This is a genomic window from Acinetobacter sp. YH12105, from assembly GCF_013419095.1.
In the GTDB taxonomy this organism is placed as follows: domain Bacteria; phylum Pseudomonadota; class Gammaproteobacteria; order Pseudomonadales; family Moraxellaceae; genus Acinetobacter; species Acinetobacter pseudolwoffii.
Window position 1 is genome coordinate 1 of record NZ_VPAU01000021.1, and the last position, 24,119, is coordinate 24,119.

Annotated in this window: 23 protein-coding genes; 9 read left to right on the top strand and 14 right to left on the bottom strand. The window is 44.1% G+C overall.

Annotated elements, in window-relative coordinates; genetic code table 11:
• Positions 1–702 precede the first annotated feature (702 nt).
• A complete protein-coding gene (locus FTU44_RS13085; RefSeq protein ID WP_005173437.1) occupies positions 703–990 on the bottom strand; it encodes a hypothetical protein in 288 nt (95 codons plus the stop codon).
• Between the two features lie 519 nt (positions 991–1,509).
• Entirely contained in the window at positions 1,510–2,724 is a 1,215-nt protein-coding gene (gene tyrS / locus FTU44_RS13090) for a tyrosine--tRNA ligase (RefSeq protein WP_180051052.1), read from the bottom strand.
• An 80-nt stretch (positions 2,725–2,804) separates the two neighbouring features.
• Here tyrS and FTU44_RS13095 point away from each other — a divergent pair, with 80 nt between their 5' ends.
• Positions 2,805–3,932 (top strand): anhydro-N-acetylmuramic acid kinase, encoded by a 1,128-nt coding sequence (locus FTU44_RS13095; RefSeq protein ID WP_005173456.1) that lies wholly within the window; start codon positions 2,805–2,807, stop codon positions 3,930–3,932.
• Between the two features lie 73 nt (positions 3,933–4,005).
• On the opposite strand, the gene FTU44_RS13100 is transcribed toward FTU44_RS13095, so the two are convergent.
• The 4 genes from FTU44_RS13100 to FTU44_RS13115 all read right to left on the bottom strand — a co-directional run bounded on the left by FTU44_RS13100 (position 4,006) and on the right by FTU44_RS13115 (position 8,128).
• The gene (locus FTU44_RS13100; RefSeq protein WP_218208679.1) at positions 4,006–5,301 is read right to left on the bottom strand and encodes a lytic murein transglycosylase; all 1,296 of its coding nucleotides are present in this window, start codon (positions 5,299–5,301) and stop codon (positions 4,006–4,008) included.
• 624 nt (positions 5,302–5,925) lie between these two features.
• Positions 5,926–7,047, bottom strand: coding sequence for a 5-(carboxyamino)imidazole ribonucleotide synthase (locus FTU44_RS13105; protein WP_180051055.1), 1,122 nt, complete (start codon positions 7,045–7,047; stop codon positions 5,926–5,928).
• A gap of 27 nt (positions 7,048–7,074) precedes the next feature.
• Positions 7,075–7,587, bottom strand: a complete 513-nt coding sequence (gene purE, locus FTU44_RS13110; RefSeq protein ID WP_005173464.1) for a 5-(carboxyamino)imidazole ribonucleotide mutase — start codon at positions 7,585–7,587, stop codon at positions 7,075–7,077.
• Between the two features lie 199 nt (positions 7,588–7,786).
• A complete protein-coding gene (locus FTU44_RS13115; RefSeq protein WP_005173466.1) occupies positions 7,787–8,128 on the bottom strand; it encodes a DMT family protein in 342 nt (113 codons plus the stop codon).
• A 242-nt stretch (positions 8,129–8,370) separates the two neighbouring features.
• Between FTU44_RS13115 and mpl the strand changes: the two genes are divergently transcribed.
• Entirely contained in the window at positions 8,371–9,735 is a 1,365-nt protein-coding gene (gene mpl, locus FTU44_RS13120; RefSeq protein ID WP_005173468.1) for a UDP-N-acetylmuramate:L-alanyl-gamma-D-glutamyl-meso-diaminopimelate ligase, read from the top strand.
• Between the two features lie 328 nt (positions 9,736–10,063).
• Positions 10,064–11,146 carry a zinc-dependent alcohol dehydrogenase family protein gene (locus tag FTU44_RS13125; RefSeq protein ID WP_005173470.1) on the top strand — a complete coding sequence of 361 codons (1,083 nt, stop codon included), beginning with the start codon at positions 10,064–10,066 and terminating at the stop codon, positions 11,144–11,146.
• A gap of 141 nt (positions 11,147–11,287) precedes the next feature.
• Here FTU44_RS13125 and FTU44_RS13130 read toward each other — a convergent pair whose 3' ends face one another.
• The gene (locus FTU44_RS13130; RefSeq protein WP_100329856.1) at positions 11,288–11,578 is read right to left on the bottom strand and encodes a GNAT family N-acetyltransferase; all 291 of its coding nucleotides are present in this window, start codon (positions 11,576–11,578) and stop codon (positions 11,288–11,290) included.
• 24 nt (positions 11,579–11,602) lie between these two features.
• A complete protein-coding gene (locus tag FTU44_RS13135) occupies positions 11,603–11,887 on the bottom strand; it encodes a GNAT family N-acetyltransferase (protein ID WP_005173474.1) in 285 nt (94 codons plus the stop codon).
• Positions 11,888–12,040: 153 nt separating this feature from the next.
• Here FTU44_RS13135 and FTU44_RS13140 point away from each other — a divergent pair, with 153 nt between their 5' ends.
• The 5 genes from FTU44_RS13140 to FTU44_RS13160 all read left to right on the top strand — a co-directional run bounded on the left by FTU44_RS13140 (position 12,041) and on the right by FTU44_RS13160 (position 17,233).
• The gene (locus FTU44_RS13140; RefSeq protein WP_180051058.1) at positions 12,041–13,234 is read left to right on the top strand and encodes a sugar transporter; all 1,194 of its coding nucleotides are present in this window, start codon (positions 12,041–12,043) and stop codon (positions 13,232–13,234) included.
• A gap of 332 nt (positions 13,235–13,566) precedes the next feature.
• On the top strand, positions 13,567–14,532 hold the full coding sequence (locus tag FTU44_RS13145; protein WP_100329858.1) for a TerC family protein: 966 nt from the start codon (positions 13,567–13,569) through the stop codon (positions 14,530–14,532).
• Between the two features lie 187 nt (positions 14,533–14,719).
• On the top strand, positions 14,720–16,057 hold the full coding sequence (gene guaD, locus FTU44_RS13150) for a guanine deaminase (protein WP_074383797.1): 1,338 nt from the start codon (positions 14,720–14,722) through the stop codon (positions 16,055–16,057).
• A 218-nt stretch (positions 16,058–16,275) separates the two neighbouring features.
• A complete protein-coding gene (hpt, locus tag FTU44_RS13155) occupies positions 16,276–16,803 on the top strand; it encodes a hypoxanthine phosphoribosyltransferase (RefSeq protein ID WP_100355776.1) in 528 nt (175 codons plus the stop codon).
• Between the two features lie 172 nt (positions 16,804–16,975).
• Positions 16,976–17,233, top strand: coding sequence for a GlsB/YeaQ/YmgE family stress response membrane protein (locus tag FTU44_RS13160; protein ID WP_005173486.1), 258 nt, complete (start codon positions 16,976–16,978; stop codon positions 17,231–17,233).
• Positions 17,234–17,310: 77 nt separating this feature from the next.
• Here FTU44_RS13160 and FTU44_RS13165 read toward each other — a convergent pair whose 3' ends face one another.
• Positions 17,311–18,012 (bottom strand): DsbC family protein, encoded by a 702-nt coding sequence (locus tag FTU44_RS13165; RefSeq protein ID WP_180051061.1) that lies wholly within the window; start codon positions 18,010–18,012, stop codon positions 17,311–17,313.
• Positions 18,013–18,426: 414 nt separating this feature from the next.
• On the opposite strand from FTU44_RS13165, the gene FTU44_RS13170 reads away from it, so the two are divergent.
• On the top strand, positions 18,427–19,572 hold the full coding sequence (locus tag FTU44_RS13170) for an MFS transporter (protein ID WP_180051088.1): 1,146 nt from the start codon (positions 18,427–18,429) through the stop codon (positions 19,570–19,572).
• A 388-nt stretch (positions 19,573–19,960) separates the two neighbouring features.
• Here the strand turns inward: FTU44_RS13170 and mnmE are convergent, their stop codons facing one another.
• The 5 genes from mnmE to rpmH form a co-directional block, all read right to left on the bottom strand.
• Positions 19,961–21,319, bottom strand: a complete 1,359-nt coding sequence (gene mnmE / locus FTU44_RS13175) for a tRNA uridine-5-carboxymethylaminomethyl(34) synthesis GTPase MnmE (protein WP_159516723.1) — start codon at positions 21,317–21,319, stop codon at positions 19,961–19,963.
• A gap of 91 nt (positions 21,320–21,410) precedes the next feature.
• Entirely contained in the window at positions 21,411–23,174 is a 1,764-nt protein-coding gene (yidC, locus tag FTU44_RS13180; RefSeq protein WP_005173495.1) for a membrane protein insertase YidC, read from the bottom strand.
• Between the two features lie 5 nt (positions 23,175–23,179).
• Positions 23,180–23,500, bottom strand: a complete 321-nt coding sequence (gene yidD / locus FTU44_RS13185) for a membrane protein insertion efficiency factor YidD (RefSeq protein WP_005173498.1) — start codon at positions 23,498–23,500, stop codon at positions 23,180–23,182.
• Positions 23,501–23,509: 9 nt separating this feature from the next.
• Positions 23,510–23,902, bottom strand: a complete 393-nt coding sequence (gene rnpA, locus FTU44_RS13190; protein ID WP_100355778.1) for a ribonuclease P protein component — start codon at positions 23,900–23,902, stop codon at positions 23,510–23,512.
• A gap of 29 nt (positions 23,903–23,931) precedes the next feature.
• Positions 23,932–24,066, bottom strand: coding sequence for a 50S ribosomal protein L34 (gene rpmH / locus FTU44_RS13195; RefSeq protein ID WP_000831329.1), 135 nt, complete (start codon positions 24,064–24,066; stop codon positions 23,932–23,934).
• Between the last annotated feature and the right edge of the window lie 53 nt (positions 24,067–24,119).

Sequence of the window (24,119 nt, forward strand, 5' to 3'; positions counted from 1 at the left end):
AATTTTCTGACAAATATTTCTCAAATAAACTTCGAGTCATTTCTACCATCAATCAATGAAAATAATTTCGATCGATCAACCAGTAAAAATCCACACAAGTTGTTCTTCATAAGCTCTTAATGATCTTTCCAACACCTCGTCAGTGCCAGAAGCTGGACTTCGATATACTTAACAACTCAGCAATCTGCTTCGTTCGTTTTCGTCTATCTCGTCGGTATGGGTGCATTCTAGAGGATTTCAGAATCATTGCAACCCCCAATTCACTATATTTTTCACGTATGTCTTTTTTTTCTACAAAAAATCCTAAAAAATCGCTTTTTTATCTAATTTTTAAGCGTTTTTATGCAATAAATGCACTAAACACATCATTTTATTTTTATAAGCCAAAATTTAATTAGACTTAAAAGCGATCAAAATAATAGCTAGAGTAGTAATTTTTGCTGTTTATCCTTAAATAATGCTTTTTATCTCGTTCAACCCCCAGAAACAAAACCAAATCATGACATATTAGCGAAACCAACGATTCTTTCCTTTCGGCTTGGTAGTTCATTCGCACTTTTTTAGTGAAACTTCTTATAAAAGCGTATCGGTATCTTAGGCTATAAAGATGTTATTCAATGATTTTGGTGTTTGGGTATAAGGCCGCACAAGCTTGCTTATCTATATAGAGATAGAACATATCAGCAGGTTAATTCTATTCAGTTACTTTTCCTGCTTGCGCTGCCCAAGCCAGTATTGCATGACTTCTATAATTATGTCTTTTTTGCCCTGATAGTCTTCAGCAACAAAAAATAGTTTTGCACGTCGCGGTAAACGCTCTTCAATCAGGGAAAATAGATAATAATTCGCAGCCAGATCAAGCTGCATAAATAAGTTATAGACAGGGATATAACGTTGCTGTTTTTGTTCGGCAGACTGATATTCAAATAAGAAACTTAAAATACAATCAATGTCTTCATCAAAAATATTTTCTGTTGGATAGCGATACATCGAACCCCCTCTGCTTTCTTTTTATATTGTGGTGTCTTTTGCGAACCAATATAGTCAGCCACCCTTTAGCTAGCAAAACAACACTTAATTAGAGGATGAATTCTAGGTGGAATGTCCTCCAAGAAAATAATACCTGCGATTTTAAAGGTTCAGAATGAAATCGCTACAAATAAAAAAGGAAGAGATCTCTCCCAAAATCTCCTCCTTAGAATTGAATCTTTACCCGATCCATTATGTCATTATTATAGTTATTCACTTTAAAGCTTAAAAAAGAGTCTCTTGGGGAAGAGACCTTATAAATTGTGGAGTTGTCTTATTATCACCCTCTAGATGCTTTGAACCAATTCTCTAGATGAATAAATCCTATAGATAATAAACCCGAAAAGCAAGCAATTTGGGAAAATTTAACTCTTGTTTTTATAGGGTTTTTTTTGAAGTTGCTTATTTGCTTTATGAATATAGAACATCAATAAAAAAGCAGACCGAAGCCTGCTTTTATTTCAATAACTTATCAATTTTTTAATCGGTGAAAGTAACTTTCGCAATCGCTTTTTTGCTGGCCTGAACGATCAAGGTCAGATTTTCCTTGACCGAATAAGAACTATCTACAGTGTGCCAATCCACTTTCACCGCGCCACGACCTAAAGCATCTTTGGCTTGGGCCGCATTCTTGGTCAAACCTGCTTCACGTAAAATTGAAGTAATAAAGATTTCACCACCAAACTCGCCACGTGAAATAGTCACTTCTGGCGTACCTTCCGGTAATTCACCCTCAGTAATGATATTACCCGCACCTTTATGTGCATGCGCAGCAGCGTCGCTTCCGTGGAAACGCTCAACCAGCTCCAGCGCAAGAATCTTTTTCACCTCTTGAGGATTACGGCCTTCAGCCACTTCTTTTAATAACTGTTGAATTTCTTCAATGGTTTTGAAGCTCAACAGATCAAAATAACGCTCAATCAATGCATCCGGCATTGAAAGCACTTTTTGATACATCGCACCTGGCGCATCAAATACACCAATATAGTTGCCTAAAGATTTAGACATTTTATTCACGCCATCTAAACCTTCAAGAATAGGCACCGTAATACACACTTGTGCTTCCTGATCATAACGACCTTGTAGCGTACGACCCATCAACAGGTTAAAGGTCTGGTCTGTACCGCCCAACTCTACGTCCGCTTCTAAAGCCACCGAATCATAACCTTGTACCAATGGATACAAAAATTCGTGAATCGCGATCGGCTGTTGACTGTTATAACGCTTGGTAAAGTCGTCACGCTCCAACATACGCGCCACAGTTTGCTGTGATGCCAATTGAATTAAATCAGCCGCGGTTTTTTGTGCAAACCATTCCGAGTTAAATACAACTTTGGTTTTGTTTGGATCAAGAATTTTAAACACCTGTTCTTGATAGGTTTTTGCATTTTCTAAAACTTGTTCACGTGATAATGGTGGACGTGTAGCACTTTTACCTGTTGGATCACCGATCATCGCCGTGTAGTCACCGATCAGGAAGAACACTTCGTGGCCCAAATCTTGGAACACTTTTAACTTATTGATGAGAACCGTATGACCTAAGTGCAGGTCAGGCGCAGTTGGGTCAAAACCTGCTTTAATTTTTAATGGACGATTCTTTTTTAATTTCTTAAGAAGGTCTTCTTCAGAAATAATTTCATGGGTGCCTCGTTGAATGAGGGCAAGTTGTTCTTCAGCCGGCAGGAAATTTGACATCACAAAATCCAATACATCAGTTACTCAATTTGTGCGATATACTAACACTTTTTCAGCATATTGCAGGCTTAAGAATAACCATGACAGCGATCTATATTGGGGTAATGACCGGCACAAGCATGGATGGTGTCGATATTGTTGCTGCTTCTTTTGATCCTTTACAGCTTCATGCCACACTCACTTTGGCATTCGATCCTGACCTGCGGCATGAGCTGATGGCACTGACTTTGCCCGATGACAATGAAATTGACCGTATGGGCAAGGCCGATGTGGCCTTGGCAGAAATGATTGGTCATGGTATCAATCAACTGATTGAAAACAACCAGTTAGATAAATCTAAAATTAAAGCCATTGGCTCACATGGTCAGACCATCCGCCATCGCCCTGAGCATGGTTTTACCCTGCAAATTGGTGACCCCAATATTATTACCGAAATCACCCAGATTCCGGTGATTTCAGATTTCCGTCGTCGTGATTTGGCGGCGGGCGGTCAAGGCGCACCATTGGTGCCAGCCTTTCATCAGGATATTTTCCAGCATGACAGCATTCACCGAGTAATTTTAAATCTGGGCGGGATTGCTAATGTCAGCCTGTTACCTGCCGGAAAGCCTGATGATGTTTATGGCTTTGATACAGGGCCGGCCAATATTCTGATGGATGCCTGGTGCGCGCGTTATACCGGCCAGCCTTATGATGAAAATGGCAATTGGGCCGCTTATGGTACGCCGATTCGCAGCCTGCTGGATCGTTTACAGTCACACGAATTTTTCTCTAAAGAACCGCCTAAAAGTACCGGCCGTGAAGACTTTAACCTGGAATGGCTGGATGAACAGATTGCCGACTGGCGCAATGACCTGCAATACGATGAACTGGAAGATACCCCGGAAAATGTGCAGGCGACCTTATTAAAGCTCACTACCCGCGCCATTAAAAAAGCCATTTATCGTTCTGGCATGGATACCGGACAAGTTTTCGTGTGTGGTGGTGGCGCTTATAATTCTTATTTACTTGAGCAACTGCGCTGGCGCTTACGCAAACATGAATGGAGCATACAAACCACGGCTGATTTGGGCCTCAGTCCGACCTGGGTAGAAGCCACCGCCTTTGCCTGGCTGGCGATGCGTTTTATCAAGCAACTCAATGGTAACCTGCCAGCGGTGACCGGTGCTTTAGGCTACCGTGTTCTGGGAACCATTACTGCTGTTTAAACCTGACCAGAGCAATCTAAAGTTATAAAAAAAGGTCTGCATTTATACAGACCTTTTTCATTTTCAATCTTACTTATTGCATCATCAGTTTGGCATTTTCATTACGGAACGCACGCAGAATCTGCTGGCCGGCGCGGCCGGTCGGACTCAAGCCCAAACGCTGCTGTTCCTGACGAATCGCCTGACGGGTTTTATCACCGATCAGACCATCCACCGCACCAATGTCATAGCCACGATTTAGTAAAAATTGCTGAATCTCGCGACGTTCTGAACGCGAAGTACCCGCGTCATCGGTTGGCCAAGATGTGCTGAAGCTCCCTTTACCCTGTAAACGATCAGATAAATGCGCAATCGCCAAGGCATAACTTTCTGCTGCATTATAGCTATAAATGGCATCAAAGTTTCTAAAGACCAGGAACACCGGGCCATTTGGGCCGGCAGGCGCAAGCAAGCCAGCTTGAGAAGATGCTGATAAATTCCCTTGAATTAAAGGGGAACCATCGGCACGCACTACACCACGGCTAATCCAGCTATTCAGTGATTTTTTATTGCGACGGCCTTCATTTGAGATTGACATGCCTTGCGGGATTTTTACTTCAAAACCCCAAGGCTGTCCGGCCTGCCAACCACGCTTGCTTAAAAAGTTGGCGGTTGATGCCAAAGCATCCGGAATACTACTGACCAGATCACGGCGGCCATCGCCATCAAAATCGACCGCAAGCTCATCATAGGTCGATGGCATAAACTGGGTATGACCAAAAGCTCCAGCCCATGAACCTTTCAGCTGATCCTCTCGTACATCACCGCGCTGTAACAGTTTCATCGTGGTAAAAAACTCACCACGGAAATAACTCTGGCGTCGCCCTTCACAGCTCAATGTTCCCAGAGCCTGCAATAAAGGATAGCGACCGGAAATATCACCAAAATTACTTTCTACACCCCATACCGCGACAATCGTTTCTGCAGGCACGCCATAGGCTGCGGAAACACGATTTAAGACTTCGCGATGTTGCTGTAATTTTTGCCGGCCGAGCTGAACCCGCTCTTCATCGACCAAACCAGACAAATAGTCCCAAATCGGGGTAGAAAATTCCGGTTGATAGTTTAAACGTTCAATTACGGAATAATCAGGCGTTAAATTTTGCGTATAACGGTCATAGCTGCCTGCACTAACACCTTTTGCTACAGCCTGACTACGTAAATTCGCCAAACAGTTTTGAAAATTATTCTGGGCAGGGAAATTTGACGGGCTGCTGGCCGCTGAAGGCAAAGTAGTCGTGTCGACACGCTGACCATTAATAATCAGCTCGGCATTTGCCTGAGAAACAGCCAAGAATAAAGAACCAACCACAAGCGCAAAACGTTGCATAAGACCCTTGAATATTTAGATTTTGAATTATTTTTCTACCTTAGCAGCTCATGATGAAAATTAAAGCTCAAATAGGTAAATTTAAATTCATAATTTCTGCACTTTTGAATTCATTTTGTAGTTTTAAATTTAAATAACTTATCCACAACTTGTTTTTAAATTCAAAAGCAGCGGCGCTGTTTGAATTTAAATTTAAAATCCAGGAAACAACCTTTAAATTCAAAACCTTCTTTGTGGATAACTTAACATAAACAGGATTAATCAGATATTTATCAAGGTTTTATTTTGTGAATTAAAAACAGGGTGGCTTGATTTATTTTTAAATTTAAACTTTGAATTCAAAGTAGCGGTTTGAATTTAAATTCATATTTTGAATTCATTTAAACTTTAAATTCAAAGACTGTTTTAAATTTAATATTTTAAATTCAAAGTATTTCTCTGTGGTCTGTGAATCTTCATTTAGACTCTTTTATGTATACGCAATTGTTCATTTTACAATCAATTGAAAAATATCATGATCCGATAAATGGCAGGCATTTTCGAAGAGGCGCAATCATGCCTGAATCTGGATAAATAAAAAAGCGACCACCGAAGTGATCGCTTTTTTTATCAGCAAGATAGCGTTTAAATGGTCATATCTTCGCTCAATGCCAGTGGATTCGGTAAAATCTTCGCCAGTTGACGGCATAAAGTCGTCAGCTGAGTACTGTCGGTTGGCATCAGGGTAATGTGACCAATCTTACGACCTTCACGCTCTGACTTGTTATACAGATGCAAATGCGCACCTTCTAAAGCCAGAACATCTGCAGATTTTGGATGCTGTCCGATGATATTCACCAGTACGCTTGGACGAATCACTTCCGTTGAACCCAGTGGCAGACCGGCCACCGCACGAATATGGTTTTCGAACTGTGAGCAGACTGCACCTTCAATCGACCAATGCCCTGAGTTATGCACACGTGGTGCCATCTCGTTTGCATATAGACCTTTATCTGTCACAAACAGCTCAAGGGTCAAGACGCCCACATAGTTCAGATGATTCAGCAGGCGAGTAATGTAGTCCTGTGCGACCGGCTGCAAGTCTGCACTGTTCGGCGCAGGCACAATCGAGTGCGACAGAATGCCATTGTGATGATGATTTTCAGCCAGGGGCCAGGTTTTTACATCACCATTTTGACCACGTACCGCAATGATCGACACTTCACGTGAGAACGTCACAAAGCTTTCTGCAATCAGTTCACCGGCAGGGCCAAGTTCCGCCCAAGCCTGCTCAATCTGATCAGCACTACGCAGGACAAATTGACCCTTACCATCGTAACCACCGCGAGAGGTCTTTAATACAATCGGTAAGCCCAGTTCAGCCACAGCAGCCTGTAAACCATCAAGTGCAGTCACTGCTTTATACGGCGCAACAGGAATGTCGAGCGTATCAAACAGGGCTTTTTCAGACAGACGATGCTGTGCAATTGCCAAGGCTTGACGTGGTGGATACAGGTCTTTATTTTTCACCAGCACATCCACATCTGAAAGAGGTGTATTTTCAAATTCCAGACTGAATACATCAGCACTGTCAATAAAATCCTGTAGACCATTTTCGGCCTTGCTGGAAATCACTTGACCGAGTGCCGCAGAAGGGCAATCCGTACTTGCTTCAAAGAAAGTACATTGAATATTCAATGGCAATGCCGCTTGCGCCATCATGCGCCCGAGCTGACCGCCGCCAAAAATACCGATGGTTTTATCCATGATGTCTGTCCCGTATGAAGCTTGGTTTTAGTTTTGACCAGGAATGTTATTGCTTGCCACTTTATCTGTTTGTGCCGCACGGAAATCTGCAACATTTTTCGCGATATCAGGGCGGGTCAGACCTAAAATTTGCGCTGCCATAATGGCTGCATTGGTTGCACCGGCAGGGCCAATCGCAAGCGTACCCACCGCAATACCTGCTGGCATTTGTACAATTGAAAGCAAAGAATCGACGCCGTTTAAAATGGATGATTTGACTGGCACACCCAAGACTGGAAGATCAGTCTTTGCCGCACACATGCCCGGCAAATGCGCAGCACCACCAGCACCGGCAATAATCACCTGAATGCCACGATCACGCGCCTGTTCAGCATATTCAAATAAACGGTCAGGAGTACGGTGTGCAGAAACGACTTCAGCTTCAAATGGGACACCAAGCTGCTTGAGCATGTTGGCAGTATGTTCGAGAGTTGCCCAATCTGATTGAGAACCCATGATAATTCCTACTAGAGGAGCATCTTGTGCAGCAGCCGCATTCATTGCAAATTTTCCAGAGATTAAAGTAACAAAAAATAAATCTCGACGAGAGAGCCAAGCTTTAATAGGAGGTGCTTATTATAGACTGATTTTTCGGCTTCATAAAATTTAACGGTCAAAGCAAGGTTCGATTTTTCTTATTTTTTTGGCAGAATATTAAAAACTGGAATAAAAATAGGCCTGTAGTCTGCAAAGCTTTCGATCAGGAAGTTCTGAAGACAAAATACACACATCCGCACAGACACAAGGCTGCCCAGAGATAATCCAGTTTAAAGGGCTGCTTAAACATGAAAATCATAAAAGGCACAAAGACCAGCAAGGTCACCACTTCCTGAGTGATTTTCATTTGCCCCACGGCCAGTCCCTGCTGTGCCAGTAATCGGGTGGCCGGAATCATCAGGCTATATTCAAACAGGGCAATCATCCAGCTGAATAAAATTGCCTGCCACAACGGCGCATCATGCGGTAAAAATTTTAAATGCCCATACCATGCCAAGGTCATAAAGCAATTGGCAATCACCAGAAGAAATAAAGCCGGTAACATCGGCATGTACTCTGCAAAAAGATCGGGTTTATTCTACGATTTATTTTGCAAAAAGATATTCTCTAAATTTGAAATTTTCTCTGAATTTATCCGTGAAACAGGATTTAAAAATTCCCGCAGCAATGCTTGAACTTTGACTATCTTTTCCGTGTAAGCCTTGCTATCGTTGCTTGCAAATTGAATAAATCATGATAACCGCACCAATATAAGGTGATGGGTCAGACAGGAACGGAGTGAAGTAGATGCATCTGCATATTTTGGGTATTTGTGGCACTTTTATGGGATCGCTGGCGCTCCTTGCACGCGATCTGGGCCACAAGGTGACAGGTTCAGATTTGAACGTCTATCCACCGATGTCGACCCAACTTGAAAATGCAGGCATCAGCTTGATGCAGGGTTATGAGCGTAGTCACTTGCAGCCACATCCGGACCTGATCATTGTCGGCAATGCCATGAAGCGTGGTATTGATGCAGTAGAATATATGCTGAATGAAGGCTTGCCTTATATTTCAGGCCCACAGTTCCTGGCAGATCATGTTCTGCAAGGCAAACATGTATTGGGGGTTGCGGGTACACATGGCAAAACCACCACCACAACCATGCTGGCCTGGGTGCTGGATCAAGCTGGTTTAGAGCCAGGCTTCCTGATTGGTGGTGTGCCACTGGGTTTTAGTGAGAGTGCACGTCTCGGTGGCGGCAAATATTTCTGTGTCGAGGCGGATGAATACGATTCGGCTTTCTTCGACAAGCGTTCCAAGTTTGTGCATTACCATCCAAAAACGGCGATTTTAAATAACCTTGAATTTGACCATGCTGATATCTTTGATGATCTGGCTGCAATTCAAAAACAGTTCCATCATTTAGTTCGTACTATTCCAAGCGAAGGCCGAATCATTGCGCCGATTACCGAAAGCAATATCGATGAAGTACTAGAGCAGGGTTGCTGGACACCGGTGGTGCGCACCAGTCTGGATGCCAATGAAAAATCTGAACTGTATGCCGAACAGTTATCGACAGATGGTTCTCACTTTAAAGTCTTGCAACACGGTGTGGTGAAAGGTGAAGTGCAGTGGAGCATGACCGGACAGCATTCGGTGGCCAATGCGCTCGCGACGATTGCCGCTGCCGAGCATGTCGGCGTCTCCATTGAAACCGCCTGTGAAGCTTTATCTAATTTCGGTGGGGTAAAACGCCGTATGGAACTATTAGGCACAGTCCGTGGTATTGAGGTTTATGATGATTTCGCCCATCATCCCACAGCGATTGATACGACCTTGGAGGGCGCGCGCAAACGACTGGGTGAACGTAAACTCTGGGCAATTATTGAACCACGCTCCAATACCATGCGTATGGGCAGTCATAAAGAGGGTCTGGCTCATTCAGCACGTCTGGCCGATGCAGTAATCTGGTATCAACCGGAAGGACTGGACTGGGATCTGCAACCGATAATTAATGCTGCGCCAAATAAAGCCAAAATTGCACGCACACTGGATGACATCATTCAGACCGTGGTAGCAGAGGCAGGTGAGGGCGATGCCGTAGTGATTATGTCAAATGGCGGTTTTGGTGGTTTGCATCAGAAATTGATCAGTGCTTTAAACGCATAAAATAGATGCGTGGATAAGTATGTGAAAAAAGAAGCCCGCGATGCGGGCTTCTTTTTTTTAGGGCAGTTGTTTTAGCAAAAAGAGAGAATGGCAGTTTTGATCTTTGCATCGCATGATGTCAAATTGGCCTAAAATGCCGATCACTCATCAGTCATCAGTCATTAGTCATTAGTCATTACGCATGATGTTTTGTTGCAATCTGAACGCGAGATAGATTGCAGCAGCACATCACTCAAGGCACAATCGAGAAGAACACAGGTATTTATAGACCTGACAGCCAGATCAGAATCAGGTCATTCTCATTCCTCACTCCTTCAGGAGATGTGTCATGACAACAATGAAAGCCATGGTCTATTACGGCGAAAACGACATCCGGTTTGAAGACCGTCCCATTCCCACTATTTTGCATCCCAGCGATGCGGTTATCAAACTCACTAAAGTCACTATTTGTGGTACAGACCTCGGGATCTGGAAAGGTAAAAACCCGGAAATTGAACAGCAAGCCACACGCAAACAGGGCAGTTTTAATGGCCGTATTTTAGGTCATGAAGGCATTGGCATTGTAGAAGAAGTCGGTTCTGCCGTTCAAAACTTCAAAAAAGGCGACCGGGTGATTATTTCCTGTGTCAGCCGCTGTGGAACCTGTGAAAACTGTCAGAAACAGCTGTATGCACATTGTCGCAATGAAGGCGGCTGGATCATGGGCTATATGATTGATGGTACTCATGCCGAATATGTACGCACGCCGTTTGCGGATACTTCTCTTTATCATTTACCTGAAGGGTTAAATGAAGATGTCGCTGTGTTCCTGTCGGATATCTTGCCGACATCACATGAGATTGGTGTGCAATATGGCGATGTCAAACCCGGAGACAATGTGGTGATTGTCGGTGCCGGCCCGATCGGCATGAGCTGCCTGCTGACCGCTCAATTCTATTCACCGGCCAACATCATCATGGTCGATGTGGATGACAACCGACTCGAGTTCGCCAAAACAGTGGGAGCGACGCATAGCATTAACTCCGCGAAAGAAGATGCCATACAACGTGTGCTGGAGCTGACGGATGGGCGAGGGGTCGATTGTGCCATTGAAGCGGTTGGTCTGGAGGCGACCTGGAATATCTGCCAGCATGTAGTCAAAGAGGGTGGACATATTGCCAATGTCGGCGTACATGGCAAATCAGTTAATTTTGAACTGAATAAACTCTGGATTAAAAACCTGACCATCACCACCGGACTGGTCAATGCCAATACCACTGCTATGCTGCTCAAAACCTGCTGTTCCGGTAAATTACCGCTGGAAAAACTGGCGACCCATCACTTTAAATTTAATGAATTTGAAAAAGCTTATGATGTGTTCAAGCATGCAGCCGATGAAAAGGCCTTGAAAGTGATGATCGAACTCAATTAATGCGGGAAAGTAAAAAGTCCGCTTGGCGGACTTTTTTTATTTGTAGCTGGAGTGAAAAATAGGGCATATCACCGCACTACTTATCAGCTTGTATTGAAAGCTCATTAGGCCGTTTTGCTCTTGGCAAATCGATCTAAATGATTAAGTAGAAGAGGCCGCGACATCAGATAAACTTTGGTCACGCTTAAACATCACATCCACATAGGAACATTGCGGAATGATGGTTAAACTTTTTTCACGGGCAAAATCGACCAGCACATCCAGCATTTTTCGGGCAACGCCCTGACCACGCAAGGAATGATCGACCCAGGTATGATCTGCAATAATCACCGAGGCTTCCCGCCATTGATAGGTAATCTCGGCCAGACGTCGACCTTGATCTTCCATAAAAAATACACCACCGCGTTTTGAATCTTGATATTGAATCTGCATAGATCTCCACCTTTATTTTCATTTTTAACTGCTTAACACATCGCTGAAATTAGGATCACGCTCAAATACCGATTGAGCAAAAGGGCATTCCGGAATAATCTTGACCCCTTGCTCACGGGCAAACTTGACTGCTGCTTCGACCAGATAATGTCCGACATGCTGTCCACGCAAACTGTCATCGACCCAGGTATGTTCAATCACCAGTCGATCCTCATCTTTCCAGAAATAGCTCATTTCGGCCAGACGCTTTTCATTTGGCTCGACAAACCATTGACCTTGACTGCCTTGTTGCTGATGCTCAATCAACATCCTCTAAACTCCGTATTTTTAATCCAGACTGACATATTTTTCAGTCGCATATTGTTCGATTTCTTTAAACGATTGTGAATCTGTGCGCTTTCCTGATATCACCGTGCAATGAACAGGTTTAAACTGCCTGTCTGTTGTTTAAGCCAGATATTTATGTCCAGCCCTTCTTTTAGCTCCTCGGTAAGACGTCAATGGATCTGCGTAATTGCGTTAGCCAGTGCCGCCTTTATTTTCAACACCACCGAATTTATTCCCGTGGCCTTACTCAGTGATATTGGTGCAAGTTTTGACATGCCGGCGACTCAGGTCGGGTTGATGCTGACCATTTATGCCTGGGTCGTGGCTTTATTGTCTTTACCGATGATGCTACTGACCAAAAACATTGAACGACGTTTCTTGTTGATGGTTTTATTTGCGGTCTTCATTTCCAGTCATGTGCTGTCTTATTTTGCCTGGAGTTTCAGTGTTCTGGTATTTAGCCGGATCGGGATTGCAGTAGCGCACGCGCTGTTTTGGTCAATTACCGCTTCGCTTGCAGTACGTGTCGCACCAGCAGGCAAAGAATTTCAAGCCTTGGGTTTATTGGCCACAGGTACTGCCATGGCCATGGTTCTGGGAATTCCCTTTGGTCGCATGATCGGGGAGGCCTATGGCTGGCGCAATAGTTTTGCCTTGATTGCCATCGTCGCCAGCGTGGTCTGCCTGCTACTGGCCAAAACCTTGCCCTTATTACCGAGTGTCAATTCAGGTTCACTCAGCAGCTTGAAAACCTTGTTAAAACGTCCAAGCCTGATGCTGGTATTTGCCCTGACGGTCATTGTAATTAGTGCACAATTCACCGCCTATAGTTATATCGAGCCATTTTCACTGAATATTGCCCAGCTCAGTTCTGTACAGACCACGACTTTATTGCTGGTCTATGGTGGGGCAGGTTTAATCGGCTCTTATCTATTTGGCCGTTTTGCACCGCATTTTCCCAAACTTACTATTCCACTGTTCACACTTGGACTGGCTATCTCGTTGCTATTATTGCTGCCGTTGTCCAGCAATGTCTTGCAGTTAAATACCCTGGCTTTACTCTGGGGCATCAGTATTATTGGTTTCAGTCTGGCCTTGCAAGCCAAGACCTTAAATCTGGCCTCCGATGCCACCGACGTGGCCATGGCGATTTATTCTGGCCTGTATAATATTGGAATTGGTGCTGGCGCTTTACTCGGTGGGATCGCAACGGCACAGATCGGCTTGCACAGTATTGGCTGGCTCGGGGCCATCTTGGCCAGTCTGGGTTTTCTCATCACGTTATATTTAATTCGCCGTCCGGATTTTATTGCCCAAAAAATAGCTTGAATCATGCATTTTTGTAAATGAAATTGTAGTCTTAATAAAAATCTGTCATGCTTCTGCATATTGAGCATTGGCTCAAACAGAATTTCGTTTGAACAAGGGGAGTAGCCTCCTCCAAACGTTTAGCAATTGTGGTTCAGATTGTTCAACGTGTCAGAATATCGTCATTACACTTTGCAAAAAGTCGGTATCTGAGCATCTCACTGCGACACTTTCAATGAGAAGTGTAACACTAAGATGTAGGCAAGACCTTGATCATGTTGGTATAGATGTTTTTCATCTGACAACAGGTCAAGGTTTTTTTTATGGCCGATTGTCAGATGTGGAGAATTCACATGGAAACAATTGGTACGCTGTGGCTGTATCTTGTCTTTTTCGCGATTGTCGCAGTCATGCTGATCATCGATTTCGTCGGTTTTAAACATCAGCATGGCCAGGAGGTCAAAGTCCGGACTGCGGCCTACTGGAGTATTGCCTGGGTCAGTGTCGCGACCTTATTTGGTGGCGGTTTATGGCTCTATCTGGAGCAGACCGCAGGTACTGCAATTGCCAATGCCAAGGTCATGGAATACTTTGCCGGTTATCTGCTGGAAAAATCTCTGGCAATTGATAACGTCTTTGTCTGGCTGATGATCTTCGCTGCTTTCGCCATTCCACCCGCGCTACAACGTAAATTGCTGCTCTACGGTGTACTCGGTGCGATTGTCCTCAGAACCATCTTTATTTTTATTGGCGCCTGGTTCGTTCAGGAATTCTCATGGATTTTGTATATCTTCGGTGCCTTTCTGGTGTATACCGGCTTTAAATTCCTGCGTGGTCAGGATGAAGAAGAAAGCAATATTGAAGATATGGCGATTCTGAAATGGCTGCGTAAACGTATGCGGATTACCCCGCAACTTGAAGCTGACAAATTCTTTATCCGTAAAGATGGTTTACTGTGGGCAACGCCGTTATTCCTGGTTTTGATTCTGGTCGAAGCCTCGGATGTGATCTTTGCGGTCGATTCTATTCCGGCAATTTTCGCTGTGACCACCGATCCCTTCATTGTACTGACTGCTAACCTGATGGCGATTTTGGGTCTGCGCGCGATGTTCTTCCTGTTATCGGGTGCCGCATCAAAAATGCATTATCTGCCCTATGGCCTCGGGATTATTCTGGTCTTTATCGGCTTTAAAATGCTGATGCTGGATGTATTCCATATGCCAATCTGGATTTCACTGAGCTTTATTGTGATTGTCTTGACAATCACGGCGATCCTGTCGATTCGCCACAGTAAAAAACATAACCAAACCACGCTCTAATAACTGTATAGACGATCATCTTTAGCGTCACAAAAGTCCGTTCAATCATGAGCGGACTTTTTTTATTGCTCGACTGCCTTACCACAGCTTCGACTTAACTCAGGCAAATGAAGTCAGCATGATCACGTTATAAATCCACTGAAGTGGGTTACAATCTATTGAAAAAATTAAAAGCACAGGTTTTAACATGTCTTCTCAGATTGCAACAACGGCAGTCCGCGGTCGTTTCCTTGATATCCAGCATACAGTTGCCCAGGCACATGAGATTGATGACCAGGTGCGCTATGTAGAAGATGGTCTGATTATCATGCAAGACGGCAAGATTCAATGGTTTGGCAGCTGGGATGAAGGGCAGAAACATCTAGCTGAAAATATCCAGGTCGCCCATTATCCTGAACAGCTGATTGTGCCGGGATTGATCGATACCCATATTCATTTCCCGCAAACCGAGATGGTCGGGGCCTATGGCGAACAACTGCTGGAATGGTTAAATACCTATACCTTTCCAACAGAAATCCAGTTTGCAGATACAGCCTATAGCGAAAAAATCGCCGAATTTTTTGTGCAGGAATTGCTTAAAAATGGCACCACCACGGCACTGGTCTTCTGTACCGTACATCCTGAATCGGTAGATGCTTTGTTTACAGCGGCGAGTCGCAGAAATATGCGTCTGATCGCCGGTAAAGTCTTGATGGACCGACATGCACCGGAAGCGCTGAAAGATACGGCAGAAAGTGCTTATACCGATTCTAAAGCGCTGATTGAGAAATGGCATGGGCAGGGCCGTAACCTGTATGCCATTACCCCTCGCTTTGCCCCGACGTCCACCAATGAACAACTTGAAAAAGCAGGTCAGCTCAAAGCCGAATATCCAGATGTCTATGTACATACCCATTTAAGTGAAAATAAAAATGAAATTGCCTGGGTCAAAGAGTTATTTCCGGAACGTAAAGGCTACCTGGATGTCTATCATCACTATGGTTTAACCGGTGCAAAATCAGTGTTTGCACATTGTGTACACCTGGAAGAGCAGGAGTGGGATTGCATGCAGCAGACCAATTCAGCGATTGCCTTTTGTCCGACCTCAAACCTGTTTCTGGGCAGTGGTTTATTCCCATTAAAGAAAGCGTGGGACAAGCAGGTGAAAGTCGGTCTGGGTACCGATATCGGGGCAGGCACCTCGTTTAACCAGCTACAGACCTTAAATGAAGCCTACAAAGTGCAGCAATTGCAGGGAGAAAAACTCTCTGCTTTTGAAGCCTTGTATCATGCAACGCTGGGCGGTGCTAAAGCCTTAAGTCTGGACGATCGTTTGGGGAACTTTAATATCGGCAAGGAAGCGGACTTTGTGGTGCTGGATCTAAATGCCACTGCCTTACAGCAATTACGTCAAAGCAGAGCCAAAAATATTGAAGATGCATTTTTTGCACTGACCATGCTCGGCGATGACCGTAATATTGCAGTGACCTATGTCTACGGAGAAGCTATCTATGTCAAAGCCCGATGTACCCGCTCAGACGACTAAAACCCAGCACCGCCATTGCTGGCTGATCGTCTCTGCCATGTTGCTGACCTGTACTTTCATCCTGCGCAGGGATTCGCAGGCAGCAAAGAAATGATTACATTTACAGCATGCAAAACAGGTGCATCTGCAGTAGGGATGTATTAAAATTACAGTGTATTCAGGTGTTGCAGGTCAACACCTTTTTTATTTTGCTATTTTTACTTTTTAGGTATCTACCCATGACCGTTCAAATGAGCGTAATGATTTCCGCTGAAGAAATTCAAGCTAAAGTCAAAGAGCTTGGTGCTCAAATCGATGCACACTATGCCCATAGTGACAAAGACCTTGTGCTCATCGGTTTATTACGTGGTTCAGTGATTTTTATGGCCGATTTGTGTCGGGTGATTTCCAAACCCCATGAACTGGATTTCATGACGGTATCCAGTTATGGCGGCGGCACCGTATCTTCGCGTGATGTAAAAATTCTGAAAGATTTAGACGGCGAAATCCGTGGCAAAGACGTGCTGGTGGTTGAAGATATTATTGACTCGGGAAATACCTTGAGCAAGGTGCTGGAAATCCTACAAACCCGCCAACCAAACTCGATTCAACTGTGTACTTTGGTAAGTAAACCATCACGTCGTGAAATCGATTTAAAGGTCGAATTTTTGGGCTTTGAAGTTGAAGATAAATTTATCGTAGGTTATGGTCTGGACTATGACCAGAAGTATCGTCATCTGCCATTTATTGGTGAAATCGGTCTTTAAAATTTATTTAAAAAAGTGGCTTAGGCCACTTTTTTTATGTCTCAAATAGACAGAAAAATAGGAACAAAAAATAACATCTCGTTTCAGGATTCAACTTTTTTTGCTTTCTATTCTGTTTCAAGATAATTAAACATGATGTAAAAACAAAGACATGATAACAAGGAGCATACCTATGTGGACAATTATTGTTGCGATTGTCATTGGTTTTATCGCGGGTCTGATTGCACGTGCAATCCATCCAGGTAATGACAAGGCAGGCTTTATCATGACGACCCTGTTAGGTATTGCCGGTTCCTTATTGGCTACATTTGCTGGTCGTATGCTCGGTCTTTATTCGGCAGATTCTGCGGCAGGTCTGATTGCTTCCGTGATCGGTGCGGTGATTATTCTGTTTATTTATAACATGCTGACCAAACGCCGTACGGTCTAAGCGGTTCTGGCTCAATCTGAGCAGTTCCAGTAAAAGCACCCAGTCGGGTGCTTTTTGCTCTTGTATATCTCTCAACTTTATAGTGAAAATTCCTTAAAAATCTGTTCGATCTGTTCTGCCGGATAGGCCCCCATGACTTTAAAACCATTCGAAAAAATAATTGCTGGTGTCCCATTCACACCCAAAGACTGGGCCAGTTTTTTATTTCGCTCAATCGGATTGGCACAACTTTTTTTCGATTTTGGCAGGCTACCTTGAGTGATCAGATCTTCCCAGGCCTGAGCAGGATTAGACGCGCAATACACCTGTTTTGAAGGCGCAACCGATTGTGGCTTTAAAGGCAGAATAAAAGTATAAATCGTCACATCCTTGAGTTTTTTCAACTCTACTTCAAGCTGTTTACAATACGGGCAATTTGGGTCAGAAAAGATCGCAATCTGACGTTTCCCCGTACCTCTTACACTTTTCACAGCATCTTGAAGCGGCAATTTTTTCCAGTCAACACTGTTCTGTTTTAGTATCAAATCACGGGTCAGATTATGCTGATCCTGAATCCGCAGCATCGCCCCGGCAATCAGATGCTGGGCATCTTCATTCAGATAAACCACTTGACCCTGCATAAAACCACTGTAGATGCCCTTCATTTCCGTGGTCTGGATATTTTCGATTTTTAAATTGGGGCTATTCTTTGCCAGATTGGCTTTTACCATATCAATATTAGCGAATGCGAAGCTTGAAACAAATGTACTTAAAGCAATAATCAGTGTTTTTTTTAACATGAATGTTCTACATGAATCAGATAAAAATATGCTTCGATTCTAATGGGTCTGCTTTTAAATTACCCACGGATTTATGTTACTGTTTATTCCAAGTTTAATCAGTGAATTATGTTTCACGTGGAACAGAAGCGATAAAAGAAGCTTAAATGACGGACAAAAATAAATTCTTGTATGAGATTAAATTCTGGTTAAGATTTTATATCTCATAAAATAATATATTATTTTATTGAAATATATAAACACATCTATTTGATTTAAAATCTTTTACTGATTCGCCCTTGACCATGTTTCTTGGCCCGCTCTACACTGCATATACTTTTCTTTTTCTTCGCTATGCCCTGACATGGATTGGCCAAGGATCAACACTATAACGGCATGTTCATGACAACAATAACCACTTGGCGACCCTTCTGGATGGTCAGCCTGGCTTTAATCATGGGAACGATTGGTACTGCTTTGGCGAGTCCACTCTATCCGATTTATCAACAACTCTGGAATTTATCCCCAAGCCAGATTACCTATATTTTTGTCGCCTATATGTTTGGCTGTCTGGGCACCTTATTGTTTCTGGGGCGCACCAGCAATAGCATTGGCTTTTTAAAAACTCTACAAATTGGCCTCGTGTTTATTAGTCTGGGTTTGATTATTTCGGTCTTTGCCAATAATGCCCTGATTTTATCTCTGGGCCGTTTCATTATCGGGATTGCCTCTGGTTTGATGACGACTTCTGCCATGCTTGGCATGATGCAGACCATTCCGGAGAGTCATAAGCAGCTTGCGCCGCAATGGGTCTCTATTTTGACTGCGATTGGCTTTGGTCTGGGTCCGTTTATCGGGGGAGTCATTGCGCAGTTTTCTCAAGCCCCGCTGGTGACTCCCTATATTCCGATTATTGTTGGAGCAGTGCTTTGTTTTATCGGCTTATTCTGGTTAAAAGTGCCTGCTTTTGAGCGTCAGCCCTTTAGTATCGCCCCCAAATTACAGCGTCCTGAGGCTCAATATCATGCTGTATTTATGATCATTGGGTTCACTGCATTTAGTGCCTTTGCTGCCTTTAGTTTATTTGCCTCACTTTCGCCTTCTTTTGTGCAAGATATTTTACCGTGGCATGGTCCTTTAGTAAGTGGTACCGCCATTACCTGTATTCTGCTGGTATCTGCAGTGGTGCAATACCTGGCCAAAGCGGTAGCTGCAAAAAAATGTCTGAATATCGGCTTGGTCATGATGCTGATTAGCCTGCTCAGCCTTGCATTGTGTATGTTGCTTAAGGCAAGTTTCTTATTCTTCGTGAGCGATCTCTTATTTGGTATTGGGCATGGTTTTGCCCTGATGGGGGCTTTTGGCATAATTCATGCTATAACCACTTTGCAAAACCGGGCCGCGGTGATGTCGACCTACTTGTTTATTGGCTATTTGGGCACCATTGTGCCGATTCTTGCGGTGGGTTACTTGGCCGACCATTTTGGATTAAATTTCGCTGTGATCAGCTTCTGTGTGGCGATGAGTGCTTTATGTGTCGTGCTCTGGTTATGCCACCAGAAGCTCAGTGTAAAAGCTTAAAATAGCCCTCTGATGAGGTAATGCTGATCAGTTAAGGAGTTTAGAAATAGACTCTTTAACTTTTTAGTCGTTCATGACGGAGTCTTCACCTTATAAATCAAATACTTGAAAATAATTTGTTACTTTGGTTTCGCCCAAATGAGAAGCGAAGCTTCGCAAGGAAGGCATCTTGCGGAGCAACACTCCTCACCACAAAACTCGTCAGCCACCATCGACTAGTAAATTTGTCGCAGAAACAATCATTTTTAAATCTAGTCCTGCCTCAAACAGTTGCGGATGACTTTTCTACTTGTCAAATATGATCATGAATTTAAAAAAGAAAATACTAGTCAATTTCTTAACTGACTGGCATTCCTCTGATGAGGGCTATTTATGCATAATTTTTTGCTTACTTTCCAATACAAAACGAACCGAAAATTTTTCCAAGCAGATCATCGGCACTAAAGTCACCAGTAATTTCCCCCAGTGCATTCTGGGCTAGACGTAAGGACTCCGCCACCAGTTCACCGGCGTTGTACACCACCAATTGTTCACGTGCTTCAGCCAAATACAGTTGAGTGCGTTTCATTGCGTCTAAATGACGGGTACGCGCAATAAAGGTATCTTCTTCAGGCTGGAAGCCTGCATGCGCTGTAATCGCCTCTATGAGCGCTTGCACACCAGTTTCCTGCTTGGCAGAGACTGCGATATGCCGAAAACCATTCAAATCAGCAATTGCAGCTTCAGCACCAGTCAGATCACACTTATTCCCAATCAGCATCAAGCGTTTTGCTTCAATATGTTCAGCAAAATATTCTTGGGCCAGTTGCAGCGGATCTTCACCTTGACTTAGGTCATAGACCAGCAGTAACAAATCGGCCTGTTCGATTTCCTTGATTGCGCGGCGAATCCCTTCTTTTTCGACAATATCCCCGGTCTCACGCAAGCCTGCGGTATCCGTCAGGGTAATTGGCAAGCCATTTAAGGTGATTTTTTCATGCAGCACATCACGCGTAGTACCCGCAATATCCGTCACAATCGCACGTTCAATCCCGGCCAGCGCATTCAGTAATGAAGATTTACCGGCATTCGGTTTACCGGCAATCACCACTTGCAAACCTTCACGCAATAACTGACCTTGACGTGCTGATTGCTGAACTTGCGTGACCGCAGTCGCCACACCATCGAGCAGATTCAGAATCTTGCCATCAGCCAGAAAGTCAATTTCCTCTTCTGGAAAATCAATTGCGGCTTCCACATGCAAACGTAAATGCACCAGCTGCTCAAGCACCGTATTGACTTTGGTTGAAAATGCACCTTGCAGGGAACGAACCGCAGAACGCGCAGCTGCTTGTGAGGTGGCATCAATCAGGTCAGCAATGGCTTCAGCCTGTACCAAGTCCATCTTGCCATTTTCAAAAGCACGCATAGAAAACTCACCGGCTTTGGCAGCAATCGCACCCAGTTCCAGCAAACGTGCAAGCAAGGCATTTTGAATCACCGGACCGCCATGACCTTGTAACTCCACTACATCCTCACCGGTAAAAGAATGCGGATTCGGGAAGCAAATGGCTAGGCCTTCATCCATAATTTCACCAGCGGTATCGTAAAACTTACGAAAGGCAGCATAGCGTGCACCGGCAAGGGGTTGTTTTGTGAGTGCTTCGGCAATTTCATAGGATTTTGGACCCGATAGGCGAATCACCCCAACGCCGCCACGTCCTGGTGGCGTTGCAATCGCAGCAATAGTCGTGGTTCGGTTGAGCATAAAATTCACCTAAAAAATCCAAAAGTTCAGCCAAAAAAAATCCGCCTAAGAGTATCATCTTAAGCGGATTTATTCAGCCCGTCATTACAACTTAGTTGACTGGCGTTGCTTCATCACGTTTGGCACGTTCTTTAGCAACAGACTTGTTGATCAAACCTTGTTGCAGGATGGTGATCAAGTTGTTCACAATCCAGTATAGAACCAAGCCCGCAGGGAAGAACAGCAAGAATACGGTAAAAATCACCGGCATAATCTTGAAGACTTTGGCTTGCATTGGATCAGTGGGTTGAGGATTTAAGGACTGTTGAATATACATCGTCAGACCCATTAACAATGGCAGGATAAACCATGGATCCATTGAGGATAAATCCTGAATCCAGAGCATCCATGGCGCATGACGCAGTTCAACCGATTCCATCAATACCCAGTACAAAGCCAGGAAGATTGGCATTTGTAATAACAGCGGTAAACAGCCCGCAAGCGGATTGACCTGTTCACGTTTATACAGTGCCATCATTTCCTGAGAGAAGCGCATACGGTCTTCACCAAACTCTTCTTTCATACGCTGCATTTCTGGAGCAATCACACGCATTTTCGCCATTGAGCGGTAGCTCTTCGACGACAATGGCCACAGAATCAGTTTCACCAGAATGGTCAATAGAATAATTGCCCAGCCCCAGTTACCCACTAAACCATGGAAGAATTCCAGACCCACGAACAAGAGTTTCGCAATTGGCCATAACCAGCCATAATCGACTGTTTGGTTTAAACCTGTGGCCAAATCCTTCAATTCTGACTGGATTTTTGGACCTGAATAGAAGGTCGCATCAATCTCGGCCACAGTACCTGCAGGCACATTAAAGGTTGGAGAAGTAAAACCAATAATGTTCATGTTATCGGTTGATTTACGTGATTCAAGCTTGGCGCTATACGCTTCACCATTACCCTGAGTCAACTTCAGATTACCAGGTACCCAAGCACTGACAAAGTAGTGCTGTACCATGGCAACCCAGCCACCTGTCGCTTCAGTACTGACTTTTTCTTCAACAAAGTTGTCAAATTTAAGCTTGTTGTACTGCTCGTCTGGCGTACCCCAGGCACCGCCCAGGAAAGTCCCTAGCGTGAAAATACCCTGGTCTGATTTACCCGGATCTTCTGAATTATCACGTTTGATCTGGCCAAACATCTGACCTTGCCAGGTCTGAGCACTGCGGTTCACCACTTTGTGGTTCACAACAACCGGATATTCACCTTCAGTGAAATTGAAGGTTTTGATAATCTCGACACCATCCGCGGTTTTAAATACCAACGGTACAGACAAGACTTTAAGGTTTTCACCCTCTTTAGATTTGGTTGCTTTCGCGTCTGCCAAGGTATAAGCGGTTTTTTCCAGCTCATACGTCGGACGGCCGTTACGGCTGCTGTCCGGTCCATTCAGACCGATCAGACCAGACTGAGCGACATAAGTACGTTTCGCATCGCTTTCCAGCATCACGAACGGTTCATCGCTGTCCTTGTTTTTGTCATGATTGAGTAATTCAACACGAACAATATCACCACCTTTCGGATTGATCCAAAGATGATAAAGGTCAGTTTGTACTGAAATAAGCTGCTGACTTACAGGTGCTGTGGCATCCGTGGCTTGCTGCGCTGGCATATTCGCTTGTGGCAGATCAGAGGCAACTGTAGCCGTCTGAGCATTTGGCAAATCTGCAGATACGTCATGCGAAACAACAGCAGTTTCTGGCTGCGGTTTGGTTTCAGCATTTCCATAATCTTTTTGCCACGCCAAAATGAGCAAATATGCGACAACAAACATGGCTCCGAGAATTGCAATCCTGGCCCATTGTTGCATATGTATTACCCCAAGTGGTGAGAGTGATTTTGGTTCAATAAACGATCACGAAAGGGTACAGCAACGTGAAGCGTTTGAGAATCTATTTGCTGAAATGAAATAAAACGAATCGCTTTAGAGGGAACAGGATCATATCCCGAGCCCCCCCACGGATGACAACGGCAAATACGCTTAGTAGCCAGCCACACTCCACGTCCAGCCCCATGTATCTGGACTGCTTCCAAGGAATATTGAGAACAAGTTGGAATATAACGACAGCGCGGCCCCAATAAAGGACTGATCGCAATCTGATAGAAACGTATCAACCAATGTAGTAAACGTACCATTGGCCTACTCTACTTTTGTGGGGAGGGGGCTATTTTTGTATGCTTTTTGGCAAGACGGTTCAGTTTTTGCCAAGCAAATTGTAATTGCTGATGCAATTCTGCATTAGGCACTGCTTCCACACCAATTTTTGGCATGATTACAATGTCTAAGTCATCTAATTGCTGTTGATGCAGGCGAAAACTTTCGCGAGCAAGTCGTTTTACTCTATTTCGTTCGTGTGCTCGGCGCACTTTCTTCTTAGCAACAACTAAACCCAAACGGCTATTTGGCAGTTCGGAATGTTTTGCAAGAAATAAGAAATGGGGCTGATGCACTTTAAAAAGCGCACCATCAAACACACCTTTATAATCGGCGGCACAGCGTAATCGCAACTCTGTACCAAAACTATAAAGTTTTGTCATAACACCCAAAATCGTCTTAGCGTAACTGATTAAACAGTTAAGCTATGACGACCTTTTGCACGACGGCGAGCTAATACTTGACGACCAGCTTTAGTAGCCATACGAGCACGGAAACCATGAACACGCTTACGCTTTAATTCAGATGGTTGGAATGTACGTTTCATATTGAAACTCCAAAAAATGATCTTTCTATGAAGGTCCGCGATTTTAGTGCTCA